A 17,796-nucleotide genomic window follows, 5' to 3' on the forward strand; every position below is an offset into this window, starting at 1 on the left:
CCGTGCGTGCGGGCGGCGCCGTGCGTGCGGGGCGCGGCCTGTCAGTTGCCGGGCAGGCCGGGGATGCGGATCTCCGGCAGGCCCGGGATGCGGATCGGTCCCGGGCCGGGCGGCGGCGGGGGAGGTGGCGGTGCGTCGGCGTCAGCGGCGGGCTGTTCGGCCCGGCACTCGATCCGCTCCCGCGGGGGGTAGGTGGACGACACGGTGTCGGTGCTGACGGTGGCGCCGCCACGCTGGACGGTCCGGGTGACCCGTGCCGTGTAGCCGTCCCGCCCCGCGCTCGGGGTACAGCCGGCGGTGGTGACCACCCGGGTCGGCGCCCGCCGGACGTCCGTGCGGGGCGCCGTGGAGATACGGACGGTGTATTCGCGAGTGCCCCACAGTCGGACCGTCACCGAGTTCCCGCTGCCGGAGGCGTCGATCACGAGCCCCGTGTCCTGCGCGTTGCGGAACCCCACGTCGGCCGAGGCCGTGGCATCCCGCCCGGCGGGGAACGCGTCGCCGTCGACACCACGCGACGTGCGCACCGGATCCTGGGCACCGGCCTCGAACGCGGCGTTGAACAGTGCGGTGGCCACGGCGTCGGCGGAGGTGTCCCCGGAGACCGTGCCGGCGAGCTCCTCCATCGAGAAGCTCTCCCCCGCGGGGATGAAGTGCCCGGCGAGCGAGGCGATCATCGACTGGGCCCGCCCGTTCGCGCCGACGGCCACCGTGAACTGACCGACCGGCTCGCGGATGCCGGCCCGTTCCGCCTCCTCGGTGGTGAGCTCGGGATCGCGGCCCACGTAGCTGACCGGCAGCACGCGCGGGCCCGCGGTGTCCGTGAGCTGGCCGGGGAGAGCACCGAGCAGCGGACCCCACTCGACCGTCCGTCCCTGGACCGCGGGCACGACCGTGGCGGTGGTCCCGCTGAACTCGAAGCCGGCGTCCCTGCCCTCCTGTTCGGTCGGCTCCAGGAGCGGCTCGAGGATCCCCTTGGCGGCGTCGGCGTCGAAGCGCGGCTCGAGCACGTCGCCCTCGCGGACGAAGGTCAGGTACTCGCCGATCCGATCGCGGGGGAAGACCACGGGCACGGCGTCGGGGTCGTCCGGGTCGATCATCTCGATCTCCCGCTCGGCGGACTCGGGACGCTCCCGGCCGGCGGGCGGCGGTGGGGCCGGCAGCCGGGTGGTGATGGTCGTGACCGGCGGCTCGGTCCCGTCCTCACGGATCCGGGAGGCCAGCAGCGTCACGTCGCGGGTGGCGGCGGGTTCGGCCACGTCCCGGATCAGTGCGCGGACCTGCTCGGCGTCGGTCTCAGTGGGCGTGTAGTCCACGGGCAGGTCCACGCCGTCGTCGTCGAGCCAGTGCTCGAGCACCGCGTCGCGGGAGTTCTCGATCTGCAGGCGCTGGCCGTCGAGCGGGATGGCCGACCGGACCTGGTCGCGGTCGAACCAGATGGCCCCCTCGCGGGGTTCGAAGTCGGCCTGCAGCGCGAGCCGTTCGAGGAAGTCGGTGAGCCGGGCGTCGGGGATGACGCTGGCGATGCCGACGTCGGTGGACCACACCAGGCTGATCAGCCGGGTGATCGGGTTGAGGGGCTGCTCACCGGCCCGGTCGAGCGTGCCCTGCCAGTCCACCGACAGTCCGACCGCCTGCGGGTCCAGCGTCGTGGACACGGCCCCGGCGCGGAGATCCACCTCGTCGTCGACCTGTGGCCCCAACTCCTCGACCAGGCGCCGCTCGGCGTCGGCCGTGGTCATCCCCCCGACCTCGATCCCGGCGACCTCGGTGCCGCGCGGTACGCGCCCGATGCTGTTGACCAGGTCGAATCCGTACAGCACTGAGAGCGCCATGAACACGCCCACGCCCGTGTACAGCCAGCGCGAATGCACGCGGTAGCTGCGCCGCTCGGACGCGGTCGGCCGGGGCCCCGCCCCCTCGATGGCGACGGGCCGGGCCGGGCCGCCGCCGGTGCTGGTGGACTCCTCCACTCGTCACGTCTCCTCACGAAGCGGGGCGGCGTCCCCGGCGGGGCGCCGGCCTCAAGACTCCCGCACGAAGCGCTGTGCACACCACTATGACGGACCGGTGCGATGCGCGCAGCCCCCGCGCCGAGCGCGGGGGCTGCAGGTCAGGCGTTACGAGGGTGGGTCAGCGCTCGACGATCGCGGTGACACCCTGGCCACCGGCCGCGCAGATGGACACGAGCGCGCGGCCGCCGCCCTTCTGCTCGAGCAGCTTGGCGGTGGCGGCCAGGATGCGGCCACCGGTGGCGGCGAACGGGTGGCCGGCCGCCAGCGAGGAGCCGTTGACGTTGAGCTTGGACCGGTCGATCGAGCCCAGCGCCTTGTCCAGGCCCAGCCGCTCGGTGCAGTACTCCTCGGACTCCCACGCGGCGAGCGTGGCCAGGACCTGCGAGGCGAACGCCTCGTGGATCTCGTAGTAGTCGAAGTCCTGCAGGGTGAGGCCGTTGCGGGCCAGCAGCCGCGGCACGGCGTAGGTGGGGGCCATGAGCAGGCCGTCCGGGTTGCGCCCTTCCTTGCCGTGGATGAAGTCCACGGAGGCGGTCTCGGAGTCCACGAGGTAGGCGCGGACGGGCAGCTTGTGCTCGGCCGCCCACTCCTCGCTGGCCAGCAGCACCGCGGAGGCGCCGTCGGTGAGCGGGGTGGAGTTGCCGGCCGTCATGGTGGCCTCGGTGCCGTGGGCCTCGGCGTCGCGCTTGCCGAAGACGGGCTTGAGCTTGCCCAGCTTCTCCTCGGAGGAGTCGGGCCGCATGTTGTCGTCGCGGGCCACGCCCAGGTACGGGGTGACCAGGTCGTCCTGGAAACCCGACTCGTAGGAGGCGGCGAGGTTGCGGTGGCTGGCCGCGGCCAGGGCGTCCTGGTCGGCGCGCGAGACGCCGAACTCGCGGGCGGTGATCGCGGCGTGCTCGCCCATGGACAGCCCGGTGCGCGGCTCGGCGTTCTGCGGCTGCTCGGGCACGAGGCTCTGCGGGCGGATCTCGCCGAGCAGCTTGAGGCGGTCAAGGTTGCTCTTGGCCGCGGTGAGCTTGATGAGGGTCTTGCGCAGGTCGTCGTTGACCGCCAACGGGGCGTCCGAGGTGGTGTCGGTGCCGCCGGCGACGCCGGACTCGATACGGCCGAGCGCGATCGCGTCGGCGACCTGGATGGCGGCGGCCAGGCCGGTGCCGCAGGCCTGCTGCACGTCGTAGGCCGGGGTCGACGAGTCGAGGACGGAACCGATCACGGACTCGCGCGTGAGGTTGAAGTCGCGGGAGTGCTTGAGGACGGCGCCCGCGACGACGGAGCCGAGGCGCTCGCCCTGCAGGTTGTAGCGGCTGGCCAGCCCGTCGATCGCCGCGGTGAGCATGTCCTGGTTGGAGGCGTCCGCGTACTTGCCGTTCGAGCGGGCGAAGGGGATTCGGTTGCCGCCGACGATGGCGACCTTGCGGGGGCTTGTGGTCACGTGTGTCACTCCCGTTTGTTCTCGGTGTCCGGTGGCCCGAAACGCGGCCCTGCACGTATTGTTACTCAGCAGTAAGTTATTTGTCGACCCGTAGTACCGCACCTCTCCAGGAGATGATCGCCATGGCACAGGGCAACCTCGACCTCTACTCGCAGTTCGTGACCTCGGCCCCGGGGTCGTTCATCGCCGGCAAGGTCGGCCTCCCGCAGCCGGAGCAGCTGCGCCGGTACGAGGCCGGGCAGCCCGCCCTGCACGGTCCCGTCCTCATCGGCGGCGAGGGCCGCCTGGCCGAGCCCGTCCGGGAGATGCTGGCCGGCGACTACGAGCTGGCCGCCGCCGGCGCCGAGGACAAGTTCGCCGGCCTCGTCTTTGACGCCACGTCATTCAAGCGGCCCGAAGACCTGGTCGCGCTGTACGAGTTCTTCAACCCGGTCGTGCGCAGCGTCATGGCCAGCGGCCGCATCGTCGTCCTGGGCACGACGCCCGAGGAGACCGGCTCGGTCGAGGAGCGCATCGCCCAGCGCGCGCTCGAGGGCTTCACGCGCTCGCTCGGCAAGGAGATGAAGCGGGGCTCCACCGTCCAGCTCGTGTACGTCTCCCCCGACGCCGACGCGGGCGCCTCCGGGCTCGAGTCGACCCTGCGGTTCGTCCTGTCGGCCAAGTCGGCGTACGTCGACGCCCAGGTGTTCCGCGTGGGCGCCGGTTCCGCCACCGCCCCGTCGTCGTGGGACCGACCGCTCGAGGGCAAGCTCGCCGTCGTCACCGGGGCCGCGCGCGGCATCGGTGCGGAGATCGCGGCGGTCCTCGCCCGCGACGGTGCACACGTGATCTGCTGTGACATCCCCGCCGCGGGCGAGTCGCTCTCGGCCACCGCCAACAAGGTCGGCGGCACCTCCCTGCCGCTCGACGTCACCGCCGCCGACGCCGCCGAGGTGCTGGCCAAGCACGTCACCGAGCGTCACGACGGCCGCCTCGACATCCTCGTCCACAACGCCGGCATCACCCGCGACAAGACCCTCGCCGGCATGGACGCCGCGAGCTGGGAGTCCGTCATGGCCGTCAACCTCATCGCCCCCGAGCGGATCACGGCCGAGCTCGCCGAGAAGGGCATCCTCGGCGAGGGCTCGCGCGTGGTGGGCGTGTCCTCCATCGCGGGCATCGCCGGCAACCGCGGCCAGACCAACTACGCCGCCTCCAAGGCCGGCGTGATCGGCTTCGTCAACGGCGCGTCCGCCGAGCTGGCCTCCAAGAGCATCACCGTCAACGCCGTGGCGCCGGGCTTCATCGAGACCCAGATGACCGCCGCCATCCCGTTCGCCACCCGCGAGGCCGGCCGCCGCATGAACTCCCTGCAGCAGGGCGGCCTGCCGGTCGACGTGGCCGAGACCATCGCCTTCTTCGCCAACCCCGCCTCCTCCGCGGTCACCGACAACGTGATCCGCGTGTGCGGGCAGTCGCTGCTGGGGGCGTGATCGATCGTGGAATACACCCGGCTCCCCGGAATCCCCAACCTGCTCGGCCAGTACGGCAAGGCCGCGGTCGGCGCCCTCCCTGTCGTCGGCGGCTCCCGTGACGGAAAGTCGATGCCGTCGAAGGGCGTCGAGGTCACCGGCGTGCGCGTGGACGTGGCGAACCTCGCCGCCTACGCGCGCGTGTGCGGCCTGCGCCTGACCGACGAGCTGCCGCTGACGTACCCGTTCACGCTGGCGTTCCCCTTGAGCATGCAGCTCATGCTGGACCCGGACTACCCGGTGCCGGCCATGGGCTCGGTGCACCTGACCAACGAGATCGAATCGCGCCGCGCGCTGCGCGTCGGCGACGAGCTCAACATCCGCGCGCACGCCGAGAACCTGCGGGAGCATCCGGCGGGGTTGCTGTTGGACGTGGTCACCGAGATCAGGACAGGCGACGACGACGAGCCCGCCTGGGTGCAGCGGTCGGGCCTGCTCTCCAAGCGCAGGACCTCCCTGACCCCGCCGAAGGACGCGCCGCGCCCGCCTAAGCCCGCGCCGCCCACCGCGACCGAGATCGGCGACCCCACGGTGGTGAAGTCGGTGTCCGAGGCGCAGATCTCGGAGTACGCGGCCGTGTCCGGCGACCGCAACCCGATCCACGTCTCCGGCGTGGGTGCCAAGGCGTTCGGGTTCCCGAACGTCATCGCCCACGGGATGTGGACCGCCGCCACGCTGCTCGGCGTGGTCGAGGGCGAGATCCCCCGGCGCGCCCGCTACTCGGTGGAGTTCGGCAAGCCGGTGATCCTGCCCGCCAAGCTGGGGATCTACGCCCGGCGCGGAGGGGCCGGCGATCCGGCCTGGTCGCTGGCCGTGCGCAACCCCAAGAAGCTGGAGACCGTGCACGCGACGGCGACGATCGAGGAACTCTAGGCCCCGCGCACGGCATCGACGAGAGCGTCCCGCACGCACCGCCCGAGAGGCGGCGTGCGGGGCGCTCCTGTCGTGAGGTCGAGGTGGGGCTCAACGCGGACGGGACCGGCGTGCCGGAGCTCGGGGCCGTCATCCCCGGCGAGCACGGCCGCATCCGCTCCCTGACCGCCGAGCCCGGCGGCACGCTGCTGGCCACCACCTCGAACGGCGACGGCCGTGACGAGGTGCTCCGGATCCGGCCCGCCTCCGTTCCGGTGCCGCCGGCACCGGGGGTCGAATAGGTTCGGACGCACGGAGGTTGATCCCCTCCCCGAGTCGTCCGACCCAGGAGCAGCCGTGCCCAGTTCCACCTTCCCCCGCACCCTCGCCGGGCTCGCCGCCGCGGCGGCGGTCACCGTCGCCGTCCCCCTCACCGCCTGCGCCCAGAGCAGCCTGCCCGTCGGCTCGTCCGGGTCGATCGACACCAGTCTCATCCCACCGGGCAGCCTCTTCCCCGCCGCCCCGGGCGTCGGCGCCGGCGAGGGCGTGGAGGTCGTTGACGGGCCGGCGGTCGAGACCGCCGTCGTGATGGACGGACTGAACGTCCCGTGGGACGTGGTACGCACCCCGGACGGCACCATCCTCACCGGCGAGCGCGGTGGACGGATGCTCGTGCAACGTCCGGGCCCGGAGCAGCGCGAGATCGGCATCGACCTGCCGGGCCTGTTCCGGCAGTCCGAGAGCGGCCTGATGGGCATGGCCGTCGACGCGGGCTTCGAAGAGAACCGGGAGATCCACGTGTGTTGGTCGCGCGCGGCCGGCGGTGAGCGCGACAACCGGATCACCACCTTTGCCGTCGACGACGACTGGACCGCCATGACGAAGGTCCGCGACACCCTCACCGGGATCCCGCTCGGCGCGACCGGCATCCACAGCGGGTGCCGCCTGCTCACCGCCCCCGACGGGTCGATCTACGTCGGCACCGGCGACACGCAGAGCCCCACCGGGCCCCAGTCCCCCGCTTCGCTGGCCGGCAAGACCCTGCACATCACCCCCGGGGGCGCGCCGGCGGCGGGCGACTCGGTGATCCACACGATCGGCCACCGCAACGTGCAGGGCCTGGCGATCGACCCGGACTCCGGGCGCGTCTACTCCGCCGAGCACGGCCCGGACGTCGACGACGAGGTCAACCTGCTCCAGCCTGGCGGGAACTACGGCTGGAACCCGAACATCGGCGGCCGGTACAACCAGAACGTATCGATGACCGACACCGCCAGGTTCCCGGAAGCGATCGACGCGGTCTGGTCCTCGGGCGCCCCGACGCTGGCGCCCGCGGACATCGAGTTCCTGGGACCCGAGTGGGGCGAGTGGGAGGGCGCCCTGGCCATGGCCAACCTCAAGACCCAGAAGCTGGTGCTGCTCCGGCTCGGCGAGGACGGTCGCTCGGTCGTGGATGCCTCGGTGATCCTCGAGGGCGAGTTCGGCCGGTTGCGGTCCCTGGCGCCCGAGCCGGACGGCTCGCTACTGGTGACGACCTCCGATGGCGACGGCCGCGACTCGGTGCTCCGGGTCAGCCCCACCGGCGCCTGACGGCGGCCGCCGGGCGACTAGAGGGCCAGCACGCGCCGGGCGGCGTCGGCCAACGCGACCGCGTAGCCCGCGCCGTGCCCGGCCGAGTGGGTGGCGAGCGGGTGCAGCTGGTGCAGCGGCACCCGCTCCCGCCAGCCCTCCCGCAGCGGCTGGGCCTCGCCGTAGCCACGCAGGATGTGCTCGAGGTGCGGCGCGCCGAACAGGGCGAGCATCGCCAGGTCGGTCTCGCGGTGGCCCCCGTGCGCGGCGGGGTCGATGAGCACGGCCTCCCCGGCGCCGCCCGCCGCGCCGGCCCCGCCCCCGGCCGTCCACAGGACGTTGCCCGTCCACAGGTCGCCGTGAATGCGGGCGGGAGTGTCGCCGGGGTGGTCGAGCTCGCCGGCGGCCACGCGGTCGCAGGCCCGCTCGACCGCGGCCAGGTCGGCACCGCCGAGGACGCCCAGGTCCACCGCGATGCGCACGAACGGCCGGACCCGCTGCTCGGCGTAGAACTCGCCCCACGAGTCGGTTGGCCTGCACTCCTGGGGACGGTTGCCGATGAAGCACCGGCCCGCCCAGCCGTCGGCGGGTGCGCCCCAGGCGGCCGCACCCGCGTCGTGCATTGCCGCGAGCGACCGTCCGAACCGCAGAGCCGCGTCCGCCGTGGCGCGACCCGCGGGGATCTTCTCCAGGGTGATCTCGTCGTCGTCGACCCCCGTGACCTCCACGATGCGTGGCCCGCCGGGGGCCGCGGCGAGCCACGCCAGTCCGGCGGCCTCGTGGCGGAAGAAGTCGGGCCCGTGGTCCGAGCCGCGTTTGACGAACTCATCGGCGCTCACCGCATGGTCTCCTTCTCGTGCGCGGGGGTTCGGTCTGCGGGATCGGGATCTGCGGGATCGGGGTCGGCGGACTCGCGGCCTGCGGGCGTGCGGTGGGGGCGGCCGAGCAGCGGCCCGGCCAGGGCGACGATGAGGATGCCGCCGACGATCATCGGCGTCACGGTCCAGCGCAGACCCGCGACCTCGGCGATGAACCCGACGAGCGGCGGCGAGGCGAGGAAACCGAGGCGCATCACCCAGTTGAGCACCGCGAGCCCGGCACCGGGGGCCAGGCCTGGAACGGAGTCGGCGGCGACCATCGCGCTCGGGATGACGGTCGCGATTCCCCACCCCGCCAGCACGAACCCGGCGAGCAGGACCACCAGGAGGGCCGATCCGTCGAGCGTGAACGACGCGACGAACGCCGCGCCCGCGCCGGCCATCACGAACAATCCGCCCGCGCGGGTGAGTCGCGCGGCGCCGAACCGTCCGACCAGCGCGTCGCCGCTGACGCGGCCGGCCAGCTGCGCGCCCTGCACGGCGATGAAGCCGAGCCCGGCGAGTCCCGCCCCGGCGATGGTGGTCTCGCGCAGGTAGAGCGCCGACCAGGTCTGGGCGAAGTCCTCGACGAGCTCGGCACAGCACGCGAACAGGCCGAGCGCGATCAACAGCAGGAGCGCGCGGCCGCCGGGGAGGCGGCGGGCGGCCGGGGCGGTGTCATCGGGTACTGCTTCTCCCGGCACCGCGTCGAGGTCACGGCCCCGCTCGTCCTCGGCGGCGGCGGGGCCCAGCCGCATCGGGTACGCGGCCGCGGCGGCCAGCGCGCACACCACGGCGGCCCCGATCATCTGGACCCGGACCGACGCCCCCGCGCCGGCGGCCACCGACCCGCCCGCGGCGCCGAGCACCGCCCCGAGAGACCACAGCGCGTGGAACCGGTTGATCAGCGACCGGCCGTGGCGCAGCTGCACGCGGATCCCGTGGGCGTTCATGGACACGTCGGTGATGGCGTCGCACACGCCGAACGCCAGCAACAGCGCCGCGAACACGGCCACGACGGGCGAGAACCCCACGAGCGCGGCGGCCACGGACGCGCCGACCATCATGGCCACGGCGACGGCCCCGTCGGAGCGACGCCGCATGAGGGCGGGCGTGAGCAGCCCGCCGACCAGTGCGCCGGCCGGGTAGCAGGCCATCGCCAGCCCGAACTCCCCCGCGCCCAGGTCGAGGGCGCTCTTGAGGTCGGGCAGGCGGGGCACGATCGCGCCGAAGATCGCGCCGTTGGCGGCGAAGAGCAGGGCGGTCGCGGCGATCGGCCCCCGGACGCCGCGGGCACGATCGGCATCGTGGGGCGCGCTCGTCGAGGTCACGCCCGCCAGGGTACGGCCCGGGATGCGGCGGTAGCGTTGTGCGCGTGGAGCGGTCGACCGACGGGCGGGAGCGGGACATGTACGACGTGGCGGCGGAGGTCCGGACGGACGACGGCAGCATCCGCGTGGTGTGTAGCGTGCCGCTGCCGGTCGCGCCGGAGATCGTGTGGGACGCGGTCGCCACCGCCGAGGGCATCGCGTCGTGGTTCGTCTCGTGCGCGATGGAACCGCGGGTCGGCGGGCGGATCGTGCAGTTCGCCGACCCGGGCGCGCCCGACCCCACGACCGGCCCGGAGGCCGCGGCCGAGGCCATGCTCACCGCGACCGTCGGGGAGATCACCGAGTACTCGCCGCCCACCGCCGACGCGCCGGGCGTCTTCGCCTACGTGGAACGTGACTGGATGGGCGAGGGCGTGCCCGTGCCGCCGTGGGAGACGTCGTGTGAGGTGGTCGACGACGACGAGGGCGGCAGCGTGCTCACCCTGCGGTCCGGGTTCGGCTCCGGCGGGGAACTGGCGGGACAGTCCGTGTCGGGCAGTGTCGACGGGTGGGCGCAGGCGCTGACCGTGCTTGCCCACCGGCTGACCCATCGCCCGGCCGGCGGGGTGGTGACCGTGGACGCGGCCACCGATCCCGTGCAGCAGACGGTGCCCGAACTGTGGGCCCGCGTGACGTCGCGACTGATCGCCCCTGCGTCGGGGGTCGGCCACAACCCGGCCGGTGGCTCGGGGGGCGGCTCGGGGAACAGCGGCGTCGTGGCGCGCTCGGGCGAGGTCGGCGGCATCGTCGCGACCGAGTCGGAGGCGTCGCGCACGCTCATCCTGTCCGCCCCCGTCGACGGGATGCTCGAGCTGTTCGCCTTCCCGGCGGGCGAGACGCATGAGGACGCGGCCGGTCGGGCGGCCCTGGCGTTGCGGGTTTACGAGTACGTCGACGTGCCCGGCGGCGACGGCCGCCCGCTGGGTGCCGCGGCGGTCGACGTCACGCCCTCCTGGGACGCACCGCGCTGGCGTGCATGGCTCGAAGGGCTGCTGGCGGACTGATCCGCGAGCGGCGGACCTGCGGTTACGCGCGTCGGCGGGTCGGCTCGGGTCGGCCGGGGGTGACGGTGGAAACACGGCGGTACGGTGAGCCGATCTACCCTGTGCCCGCAGTAGGGTGACGGGGAGTACGACACGAGCGCCGGGAGGCGCCGTCCACCGACGAGGAGCGAGATCGCCAATGGCGGATTCCAACGAGACCGTGACCATCGCGACCGGCGAGGGCGCCACAGGCACGACCCTCCTCGGCATCGGGGCGTACCGCCCCGAGCGTGTGGTGAGCAACGAGGAGATCTGCGAGAAGATCGACTCCACCTCCGAGTGGATCTACGAGCGCTCCGGCATCCTCAACCGCCACGTCGCCGGTCCGGACGAGGGCATCGTCTCCATGTCGATCGAGGCGGCCCGCGCGGCCGTCACCTCGGCCGGCATCGACGCCGACCTGATCGATGCCCTGATCGTGTGCACGTCCACCAACTGGACCCAGGTGCCGCACGCGGCCCCACAGGTCGCCACCGCCCTCGGGCGCAACGGCATCGCGGCGTTCGACCTCACCGCCGGCTGCGCGGGCTTCGGCTACGGCCTGGCCGTAGCCACCAACATGATCCGCGGCGGCGGCGCCCGCTACGTGGTGGTCGTGGGCGTGGAGAAGATGACTGACGGCATCGACTTCTCCGACCGCAACACGGCCTTCATCTTCGGTGACGGTGCCGGCGCCGTGGTGGTGGGCCCGTCGGAGACCAACGACATCAGCCCGGTCGTGTGGGGGTCCGACGGAGAGCAGGGCAGCGCCATCCGCCAGACCAAGGATTTCAAGCAGTACGTCGACGAGGTCGACGCCTCCGCCGCCGCAGCGCGCGAGGAGGCCGTGCTCCAGCCCTTCCTGGTCATGGACGGTTCCAAGGTTTTCCGCTGGGCCGCCGTGCAGGTGTCCAAGGTGTGTGCACAGACGTTGGAGGCGGCGGGCGTGACGGCCGAGCAGATCCAGGCGTTCATCCCCCACCAGGCCAACGGCCGCATCAACTCGGCCATGGCCAAGCACCTCGGGCTGCCGGACTCGGTGGCGATCGCCAACGACATCGAGCAGACCGGCAACACCTCCGCCGCCTCGATCCCGCTGGCGATGGAGACCATCCTGCGGGAGGGAGAGGCCGAGCCGGGTCAGATCGCGCTGTGCATCGGCTTCGGGGCGGGACTGTCCTACGCGGGGCAGGTCCTGCGGCTGCCGGCCAAGCCGCCCGCGAGCTGACGCACCGACTCGCTTGACCCCGCGCCCTCCCGGCCCCACGACACGCCTCGTGGCGGGCCGGGAGGGCGCCCAACTAGACACGTGTTCATGGGACGCTGAGGGCGTGCACACGTCCTTTCCCCGCCGCTCCGCGCGCCGTCTGATGTCCGGTGCCGCAGCGGCTGCCGCCGTCCTGTTGTCCCCGCTGCTCGCGGCTCCCGCCGGGGCCGCGCCCGCTCCCACGATCCCGGCGCCGATCACCCCGGAGACGGCGCCGCTCGAGGTGGCCAGCGGCTCGGTGCAGACCCTCGGCGCGAACATCGCCGGGCAGGTCAGCGGGGCCGGGATGGGCCCGTCGGTTCACGCCGGCCCCGGCACCGGCCCGTCGAACTACGTGGCGCTCGGGGACTCCTACGCCGCCGTGGGCCGGATCGCGCCGGGCGCGTGGGGTGCAGGCCCGGTCGCGTGCGTGCGCACCTCCGACGCGTACCCGACCGTGGTGGCCCGCGCGCTCGGCGTGGGTACGTTCGTCAACGCCACCTGCGGGGGCGCAGTGGTCGACGACTTCCGGACCGCCGGACGGACCGGTGCCCCGCCGCAGTTCGACGCGCTCGACTCCGACACCGATCTGGTGTCGATGACGATCGGCGGCAACGACGTGGGATTCGGTGCGGTGATCGTCGCCTGCGCACTGCGTCCCAACACCGCGCCCGAGCTTCTGCCGCTCGTCGACGGCGCGACCGGGAACCTGTCGAAGGGCTTCGACCCCACCACCGGCTGCTCGGACGTGATCGACCGGCAGGCCGCCGAGGCGCTCGAGCACCTCGATGAGCGTTTGGACGGCGTGTACGCCGAGATCGCTCGGCGCGCGCCTCGGGCCCGCGTCGTGACGATCGGGTATCTCGCGGCCGTCCCGGAGGATGACGCGGTCATCCAGCAGTCGCCGTCGTGCGCGCCGTTCATGGCGATCAGCGCCGAGGAGCGGGCCAAGGTCCGCGGGTTCCAGGACAGCATCAACCGCGTGGTCCGCGCCGCCGCCGAGCGCAACGGCGTCACCGTCGTGATCCCGGATGAGCCCGGTCACTCGATGTGCACCTCGCCCGACACCCGCTGGGTCGACTTCACCGGGCTCGAGACCGGCGCGGTCCCGGTCCATCCGACCTCGGCCGGCCACGCCCACGTCGCCGACCGCGTGCTGGCGGCGCTCGCTGACGGCTGAGGGGCCGAGTGGTCACGCTTGAGGACAACTGTCCAGTTGCGTCGATCGCCGATCGGAACGGTGGTGATGAGGAGACACTGAGATCATGTCGACTCCTCATCGCCGCCGACGCGGCCCTCTCACCACGTCCCTCGCCCTCTCCGCTGCCGCCGTTCTCGTCGCGACGCCCGCCGCTGCCGCCCAGTCCACAGCTCAGCCCGACGGGGCGATCGCCGTCAGCTCGCTGGGCGCGACCAACGAGATCCCGGGCAGCGTCGCCGGGTCTCTGGGCTCTCTCGCCGAGCCCGCCTACCCCGAGTACGTCGCACTCGGTGACTCGTATGCTGCCTTCGGCGATCAGTCAGGCGTGGCGGCGCCCTGCGGCAGGAGTGCGAGCAACTACCCCGGCCTGCTCGATGCGAACCCGGCTGTCGGCGAGCTCACCGATGTCACCTGCGGCGGGGCCGTGACCGAGGACTTGTTCGAGGCGCAGCACCCAGGCGTCGCCCCCCAGCTCGAAGCCCTCGACGAGGACACCGATCTCGTGACGCTGTCCATCGGCGGTAACGACGTGGGTTTCGGTTTGATCGTCCAGTGCATCACCGGTGGCCTGCCGGGCTCCCCCCGCGACTGCGAGAGTGAGCTGGGCACTACGGTGAGCGGTCTCATCGCTGACGTGTACGGCGAAGACGGCGCGGTCGCCGACATCTACGCCGAGATCGCCGAGCGCTCGCCCGATGCGACGGTGATCGCGACCCAGTACCTGCCCCTGATGCCCGCCGATGACGCGGACGGCTGTGCGTTCACCCAGTTCGTCGGGGACGAGAACCTGGAGTGGGCCCGCGAGATCACCCAGGAGATCAACGACGCGGTCGACGAGGCGGCCCGCCGCAACGGCCACGTCTCGGTGCTGCCCGTCGATGACACGGACCGCAGTGGCTGTGCTCCGGCGGACGAGCGGTGGGTCGTGTTCGCCGATGGCTCCGAGAACAATGCGGCGCCGTTCCACCCCACCGCCCTCGGCCAGCAGGCGATGGCGGCCGCGATCGCCGCGGCGCTCTGATCCAGTCTGCCCCGATCCGGTCCGCCGCGGCCAGCACCGCAGCCGCTCCTCGGGATGGCGTCTCGCACACACCGCGGGGCGGGCGAGACGCCATCGGCAGCGGCGGCTGCGGAGAGAACGCGGGCATCAGCCCTCGAACAGCGTCTGTCCCACGTAACCGCCCTCGGGCGCGCCGGGCGGGAGCGCGAACACCGCGGAGCCGATCGGGATGGTCCACGTGTTGAGCGCGTCCTGCTCGGCGAGCCGCCGCTGGACCGGGATGTACGTGCGCACCGGGTCGGCCTGGTAGGCGGTGAACAGCAGACCGCTGTTGCTGATCTCGCCGTCCTCCGGCGGGTCGTCGTAGTTGTACGGCCGCCGCAGCATGGCCTCGCCCCTGTTCCGCTGGCGGGCCCGCGCCATGTGGGATTCCGGCGGGATCACCGGAAGGCCGGTCTCGTCGATCAACTCGAAGTCGGCCGGATCGCGTTCGTTCCGGCCGGTCAGCGGCGCGCCGGTGTCGAGCCGCCGACCCACGCTGAGTTCGCGTGACGTGCGGTCGATCTCCTCCCAGGTGTCCATGGTCATGCGGATGCGCCGGAGCACCAGCGACGATCCGCCCCGCATCCAGCGCTGTTCGCTGCCGTCGGAGAACAGGATCTGGTCGAAGTCCACGTCGTCCGGCCGCGGGTTCTCGGTGCCGTCGATCTGCCCGAACAGGTTGCGTTGCGTCCGCCCGCTGGGGTCGGTGCCGACGGCCTTGCGAAAGCCCCGCTGCGCCCACCGCTGCCGTGCGACACCCCGCACGCCGGATGCGAGGATCCGCGCGGCGTGCGAGACGATCAGCGGATCGTCGGCGCAGATCTGCAGGAGCAGGTCGCCCTCGGACCACCGGTCCTCTAGCTGGTCGATCTGCGGGAACGCGGGCAATTGCGCGAGCCAAGACGGCCGTTTCTCCGGCAGCCCGGCGGCGTCGAAGAAGCCGGGCCCGAGGCCGATCGTCACGGTGAGACGCGCCGGGTCCTCGGCGAGCTCTGGCTCGAGATCGGCCAGGCCGCCCCGCCCCTGGGTGAGGCGGGCGGCGTCCTGGGACCAGGCGCGCAGGACGCCCTGGATCTCGGTGCGTGTAGCTCCGGGGATGATGTCGAACGCCACGAACGCCGCGTGTGACTGCGGTGCCGTGGTGATGCCGGACTGGTGCGGGCCGTGGAACGGTTCCGTGGTGGTCCCCACGACCCGCGAGTCGGCGACCGTCTTCCAGTCGGCGATCGCCTCGTCGTCGTCGACGACACCCCGCCCCGCGTAGCCCGCGGCGCCCCCGACGACGCCGCCGCCCACCACGGCCGCGACGCCGCCGGTGAGCACGGACCGCCGGGACAGGCCGCGCCTGATCAGACCACGTCGGGCCTGGTCAGCCATCGTGAGTCATGCCTCCGTGCGCCTCGTGGCCGGAAGCGGCGTGCCCGCCGCCGACGTACTCCTCCTCGCCGCCTTGGAAGTCGCGCGCGAAGACTGTGACGTCCTGTTCGGCGCCGTCGAATTCGAGGGTCAGCGTGATCTGCTGGCCGGTGGAGATGGGCTCGTCGAGGTCCATGAGCATGATGTGGTTGCCGCCGGGCTCCAGGAGGAGCTCGCCGCCGGCCGGGATGACGAAGCCGTCCTCGCGTTCCTTCATCATCATGCCGCTCGCGCCGGGGACGGTCTCGTGGAGTTCGGTGCTGTCGCCGAGGTCGCCGTCGACGCCGGTGAGGTGCAGGTCGCTGTCACCAGGATTGCGGATGGTGCCGAAGACGCCGGACATCTCGGTGTCGGTGGCTTTGGCCCAGCCGTCGTCGAAGGTCACCAGGGTGGTGGCGGCGCCGGTCTCGGCGGCCGCGTCACCGGTGTCGGCGTCGTCGGTGCCGCAGGCGGCGGTGAGGGCGAGCGCGAGGGCGGTGGCCGCCGCGAAGGCGGCACGGGTGTGGGTACGCATGGGTGTGTGTCCTTGGTGATGTGTGATCGTCCGGCCGCGGGTTGCGCGCCGGTGCGTGAACAGGTGGGATCACACGGTCACGGGCGGCGCCCGGGTTCCCCCGCGGGCCAGGAGGTACCGTCCGCGCGGGGCGTCGGCGTCGTAGGAGGCCAGGAGTCGAGCGACGACGACGAAGTGAGCCGTCACGGGAGTGGGCAACACCCGGGCCGCCAGCCAGGACAGCGTCCCTGTCAGGATCGCCACCAGCGCGAGCGTGAGGACGACCGCGGCCAGGTGGGCGCCCAGCATCGACGGGGCGAACAGCGCCGATGCCGAGGCCGCAGGGTCCAGGTTGACGCCGTCCATCGCGGCACGAACGGCCGCCGGGTTCGTCGCATGGTGGCCGAGCGGGCCGGCCGCGCCGTGCGAGTGCCCGGAGGCCAGCACCAGGTGGACGACCCCCTGACCGGCGACGAGTCCGGCCGCCGAGGTGAGGATCGGTGACCGATGCCGGGCGAGGGCCGCGGTGACCACGCCGACACCGGCGCTGGCGGCCGCGACCATGAGGATCTGCCCCGTAGTGGGCGGACCCGCCGCTGCACCGGCGGCCAGCCCGTGCGCGCTGATGCCGAACACGCCGCTGACCAGTGCGACCACGATTCCCACGACCGCGGTCACCACGGGCGGGACCTCGGCGCGCAAGCGGTCGGCGGACATGACCCGATTCTAGGCTGGACCTACGACAGGGCCCCTATCCGGTGGCTGCGCCTTCTGCGGTGGTGTCCTCCACGGGGGCGCCCTCTGCGCGCGTGCCCTCGGTGGTGGTCGCGAGGCGGGTGCGTTCCTCGTCGGCCAGGCCCGCCTCTATGCGCGCGAGCATATGCGGGCTCATGTCGGGCAGGTCGTCGATCGCGAACCAGCGGGCGTCGGTGTTCTCACCGTCCGCGGGGTGCGGCTCGCCGCCGAGGTAGGTGCAGGCGAAGGTGTGGTCGATGTACTGCGCCCGGTCCCCGTTGGCATACGTGACCATTCGGGAGACGCCGAGGGAGGCGAGTCGGTCGACGCGGATGTCCACGGCAGCTTCTTCGCGCGCTTCGCGCACTGCGGTGTGGGCCGGGTGCTCACCGGGGTCGATGATGCCGGTGACGGGGGTCCACCATCCGTTGTCGCTGCGTCGGACGAGCAGGATCCGCTCACGGTCGGGATGGCGGATGACGGCGGTGGCCCCGGCGAGCCACAGGGGGGCGGTGCCCACGTGCTCACGGAGCTTCAGGACGAAGTCGGGGATGGACATGCCCCGAGGGTATCGGCCCCTACGACACGGGCGACGGCCCCGAGATGCGGCGATCCCCCGCGGACCATATGGTCAGCGGGGGATCGCGTGGAGTCGGATCAGTTCATCGGTCGGTCAGACCGAAATGCGAACCCGAATCAGGAAGGCAGCTGCTGCTCGGGTTCGCACTCGTGCCGCTCCATGGAGCCGTTGTCCTTGAGGAAGTCGATCGCCTCCTGCGGCAGGTTGCAGACCGCCCCGACGTTGATCGCCGGGAGCGGCGGCAGGTTGACGCCACCGGAGATGGCCAGGCCGAGGCCGATGCTGCCCGCGGCGAGCGAGCCCACGGCCAGGATGGCACCGGCTTCGGAGCCAGCGATGTTCGTGACCGAGTCACCGGCCTTGGAGCCGTTTCCGCTGGAGCCCGTGGCGAGCTTGTCCAACGAACCCTTCAGCTCAGTCGAACCCGCGTCCTTCGAACCCGAACCGGAACCCGT

Annotated in this window: 17 protein-coding genes; 8 read left to right on the forward strand and 9 right to left on the reverse strand. The window is 72.6% G+C overall.

The genetic code is table 11. The features are described 5' to 3' along the window. Window positions 1-41 precede the first annotated feature (41 nt). Both DCI01S_RS13675 and DCI01S_RS13680 read right to left on the reverse strand, forming a co-directional pair. Window positions 42-1,973: a VanW family protein gene (locus tag DCI01S_RS13675; RefSeq protein WP_061229737.1), complete on the reverse strand. Its 1,932-nt coding sequence runs from the start codon at window positions 1,971-1,973 to the stop codon at window positions 42-44. Window positions 1,974-2,133: 160 nt separating this feature from the next. Further along, the gene (locus DCI01S_RS13680; RefSeq protein ID WP_061229738.1) at window positions 2,134-3,447 is read right to left on the reverse strand and encodes an acetyl-CoA C-acetyltransferase; all 1,314 of its coding nucleotides are present in this window, start codon (window positions 3,445-3,447) and stop codon (window positions 2,134-2,136) included. Window positions 3,448-3,569: 122 nt separating this feature from the next. On the opposite strand from DCI01S_RS13680, the gene DCI01S_RS13685 reads away from it, so the two are divergent. The 4 genes from DCI01S_RS13685 (at window position 3,570) to DCI01S_RS13700 (ending at window position 7,400) form a co-directional block, all read left to right on the forward strand. Beyond that, window positions 3,570-4,919 (forward strand): 3-oxoacyl-ACP reductase, encoded by a 1,350-nt coding sequence (locus DCI01S_RS13685; protein ID WP_061229739.1) that lies wholly within the window; start codon window positions 3,570-3,572, stop codon window positions 4,917-4,919. A 6-nt stretch (window positions 4,920-4,925) separates the two neighbouring features. Then, the gene (locus DCI01S_RS13690; RefSeq protein ID WP_061229740.1) at window positions 4,926-5,831 is read left to right on the forward strand and encodes a MaoC family dehydratase; all 906 of its coding nucleotides are present in this window, start codon (window positions 4,926-4,928) and stop codon (window positions 5,829-5,831) included. An 83-nt stretch (window positions 5,832-5,914) separates the two neighbouring features. Continuing rightward, on the forward strand, window positions 5,915-6,112 hold the full coding sequence (locus tag DCI01S_RS13695) for a hypothetical protein (RefSeq protein ID WP_061229741.1): 198 nt from the start codon (window positions 5,915-5,917) through the stop codon (window positions 6,110-6,112). Window positions 6,113-6,167: 55 nt separating this feature from the next. Beyond that, window positions 6,168-7,400, forward strand: coding sequence for a PQQ-dependent sugar dehydrogenase (locus DCI01S_RS13700; protein ID WP_061229742.1), 1,233 nt, complete (start codon window positions 6,168-6,170; stop codon window positions 7,398-7,400). Between the two features lie 17 nt (window positions 7,401-7,417). Here the strand turns inward: DCI01S_RS13700 and DCI01S_RS13705 are convergent, their stop codons facing one another. Beyond that, window positions 7,418-8,218 (reverse strand): fructosamine kinase family protein, encoded by an 801-nt coding sequence (locus tag DCI01S_RS13705; RefSeq protein WP_061229743.1) that lies wholly within the window; start codon window positions 8,216-8,218, stop codon window positions 7,418-7,420. Beyond that, complete coding sequence (locus DCI01S_RS13710; protein WP_082767826.1) at window positions 8,215-9,567, reverse strand: MFS transporter; 1,353 nt, start codon at window positions 9,565-9,567, stop codon at window positions 8,215-8,217. The genes DCI01S_RS13705 and DCI01S_RS13710 overlap by 4 nt, the downstream gene beginning before the upstream one ends. Window positions 9,568-9,611: 44 nt before the next feature. Between DCI01S_RS13710 and DCI01S_RS13715 the strand changes: the two genes are divergently transcribed. From DCI01S_RS13715 to DCI01S_RS13730, 4 genes are all read left to right on the forward strand, one after another. After that, entirely contained in the window at window positions 9,612-10,610 is a 999-nt protein-coding gene (locus DCI01S_RS13715) for an SRPBCC family protein (RefSeq protein WP_244881745.1), read from the forward strand. Between the two features lie 178 nt (window positions 10,611-10,788). After that, entirely contained in the window at window positions 10,789-11,856 is a 1,068-nt protein-coding gene (locus DCI01S_RS13720) for a beta-ketoacyl-ACP synthase III (RefSeq protein ID WP_061229744.1), read from the forward strand. 103 nt (window positions 11,857-11,959) lie between these two features. Continuing rightward, entirely contained in the window at window positions 11,960-13,054 is a 1,095-nt protein-coding gene (locus DCI01S_RS13725; protein ID WP_061229745.1) for an SGNH/GDSL hydrolase family protein, read from the forward strand. An 85-nt stretch (window positions 13,055-13,139) separates the two neighbouring features. Further along, window positions 13,140-14,096: an SGNH/GDSL hydrolase family protein gene (locus DCI01S_RS13730; protein WP_061229746.1), complete on the forward strand. Its 957-nt coding sequence runs from the start codon at window positions 13,140-13,142 to the stop codon at window positions 14,094-14,096. A 126-nt stretch (window positions 14,097-14,222) separates the two neighbouring features. Here the strand turns inward: DCI01S_RS13730 and DCI01S_RS13735 are convergent, their stop codons facing one another. The 5 genes from DCI01S_RS13735 to DCI01S_RS13755 all read right to left on the reverse strand — a co-directional run. Beyond that, a complete protein-coding gene (locus tag DCI01S_RS13735) occupies window positions 14,223-15,494 on the reverse strand; it encodes a Dyp-type peroxidase (protein ID WP_061229747.1) in 1,272 nt (423 codons plus the stop codon). After that, window positions 15,487-16,047, reverse strand: a complete 561-nt coding sequence (locus DCI01S_RS13740; protein WP_061229748.1) for a copper chaperone PCu(A)C — start codon at window positions 16,045-16,047, stop codon at window positions 15,487-15,489. The genes DCI01S_RS13735 and DCI01S_RS13740 overlap by 8 nt, the downstream gene beginning before the upstream one ends. A 69-nt stretch (window positions 16,048-16,116) precedes the next feature. Beyond that, a complete protein-coding gene (locus DCI01S_RS13745) occupies window positions 16,117-16,743 on the reverse strand; it encodes a hypothetical protein (protein ID WP_061229749.1) in 627 nt (208 codons plus the stop codon). A gap of 34 nt (window positions 16,744-16,777) precedes the next feature. Further along, the gene (locus DCI01S_RS13750; RefSeq protein ID WP_061229750.1) at window positions 16,778-17,320 is read right to left on the reverse strand and encodes an NUDIX hydrolase; all 543 of its coding nucleotides are present in this window, start codon (window positions 17,318-17,320) and stop codon (window positions 16,778-16,780) included. A gap of 137 nt (window positions 17,321-17,457) precedes the next feature. Beyond that, window positions 17,458-17,796: hypothetical protein (locus DCI01S_RS13755; RefSeq protein ID WP_218001323.1), on the reverse strand; the 339-nt coding region annotated here is incomplete at its 5' end.

The organism is Dietzia cinnamea NBRC 102147 (assembly GCF_001571065.1).
GTDB classification, from domain to species: Bacteria; Actinomycetota; Actinomycetes; order Mycobacteriales; family Mycobacteriaceae; genus Dietzia; species Dietzia cinnamea.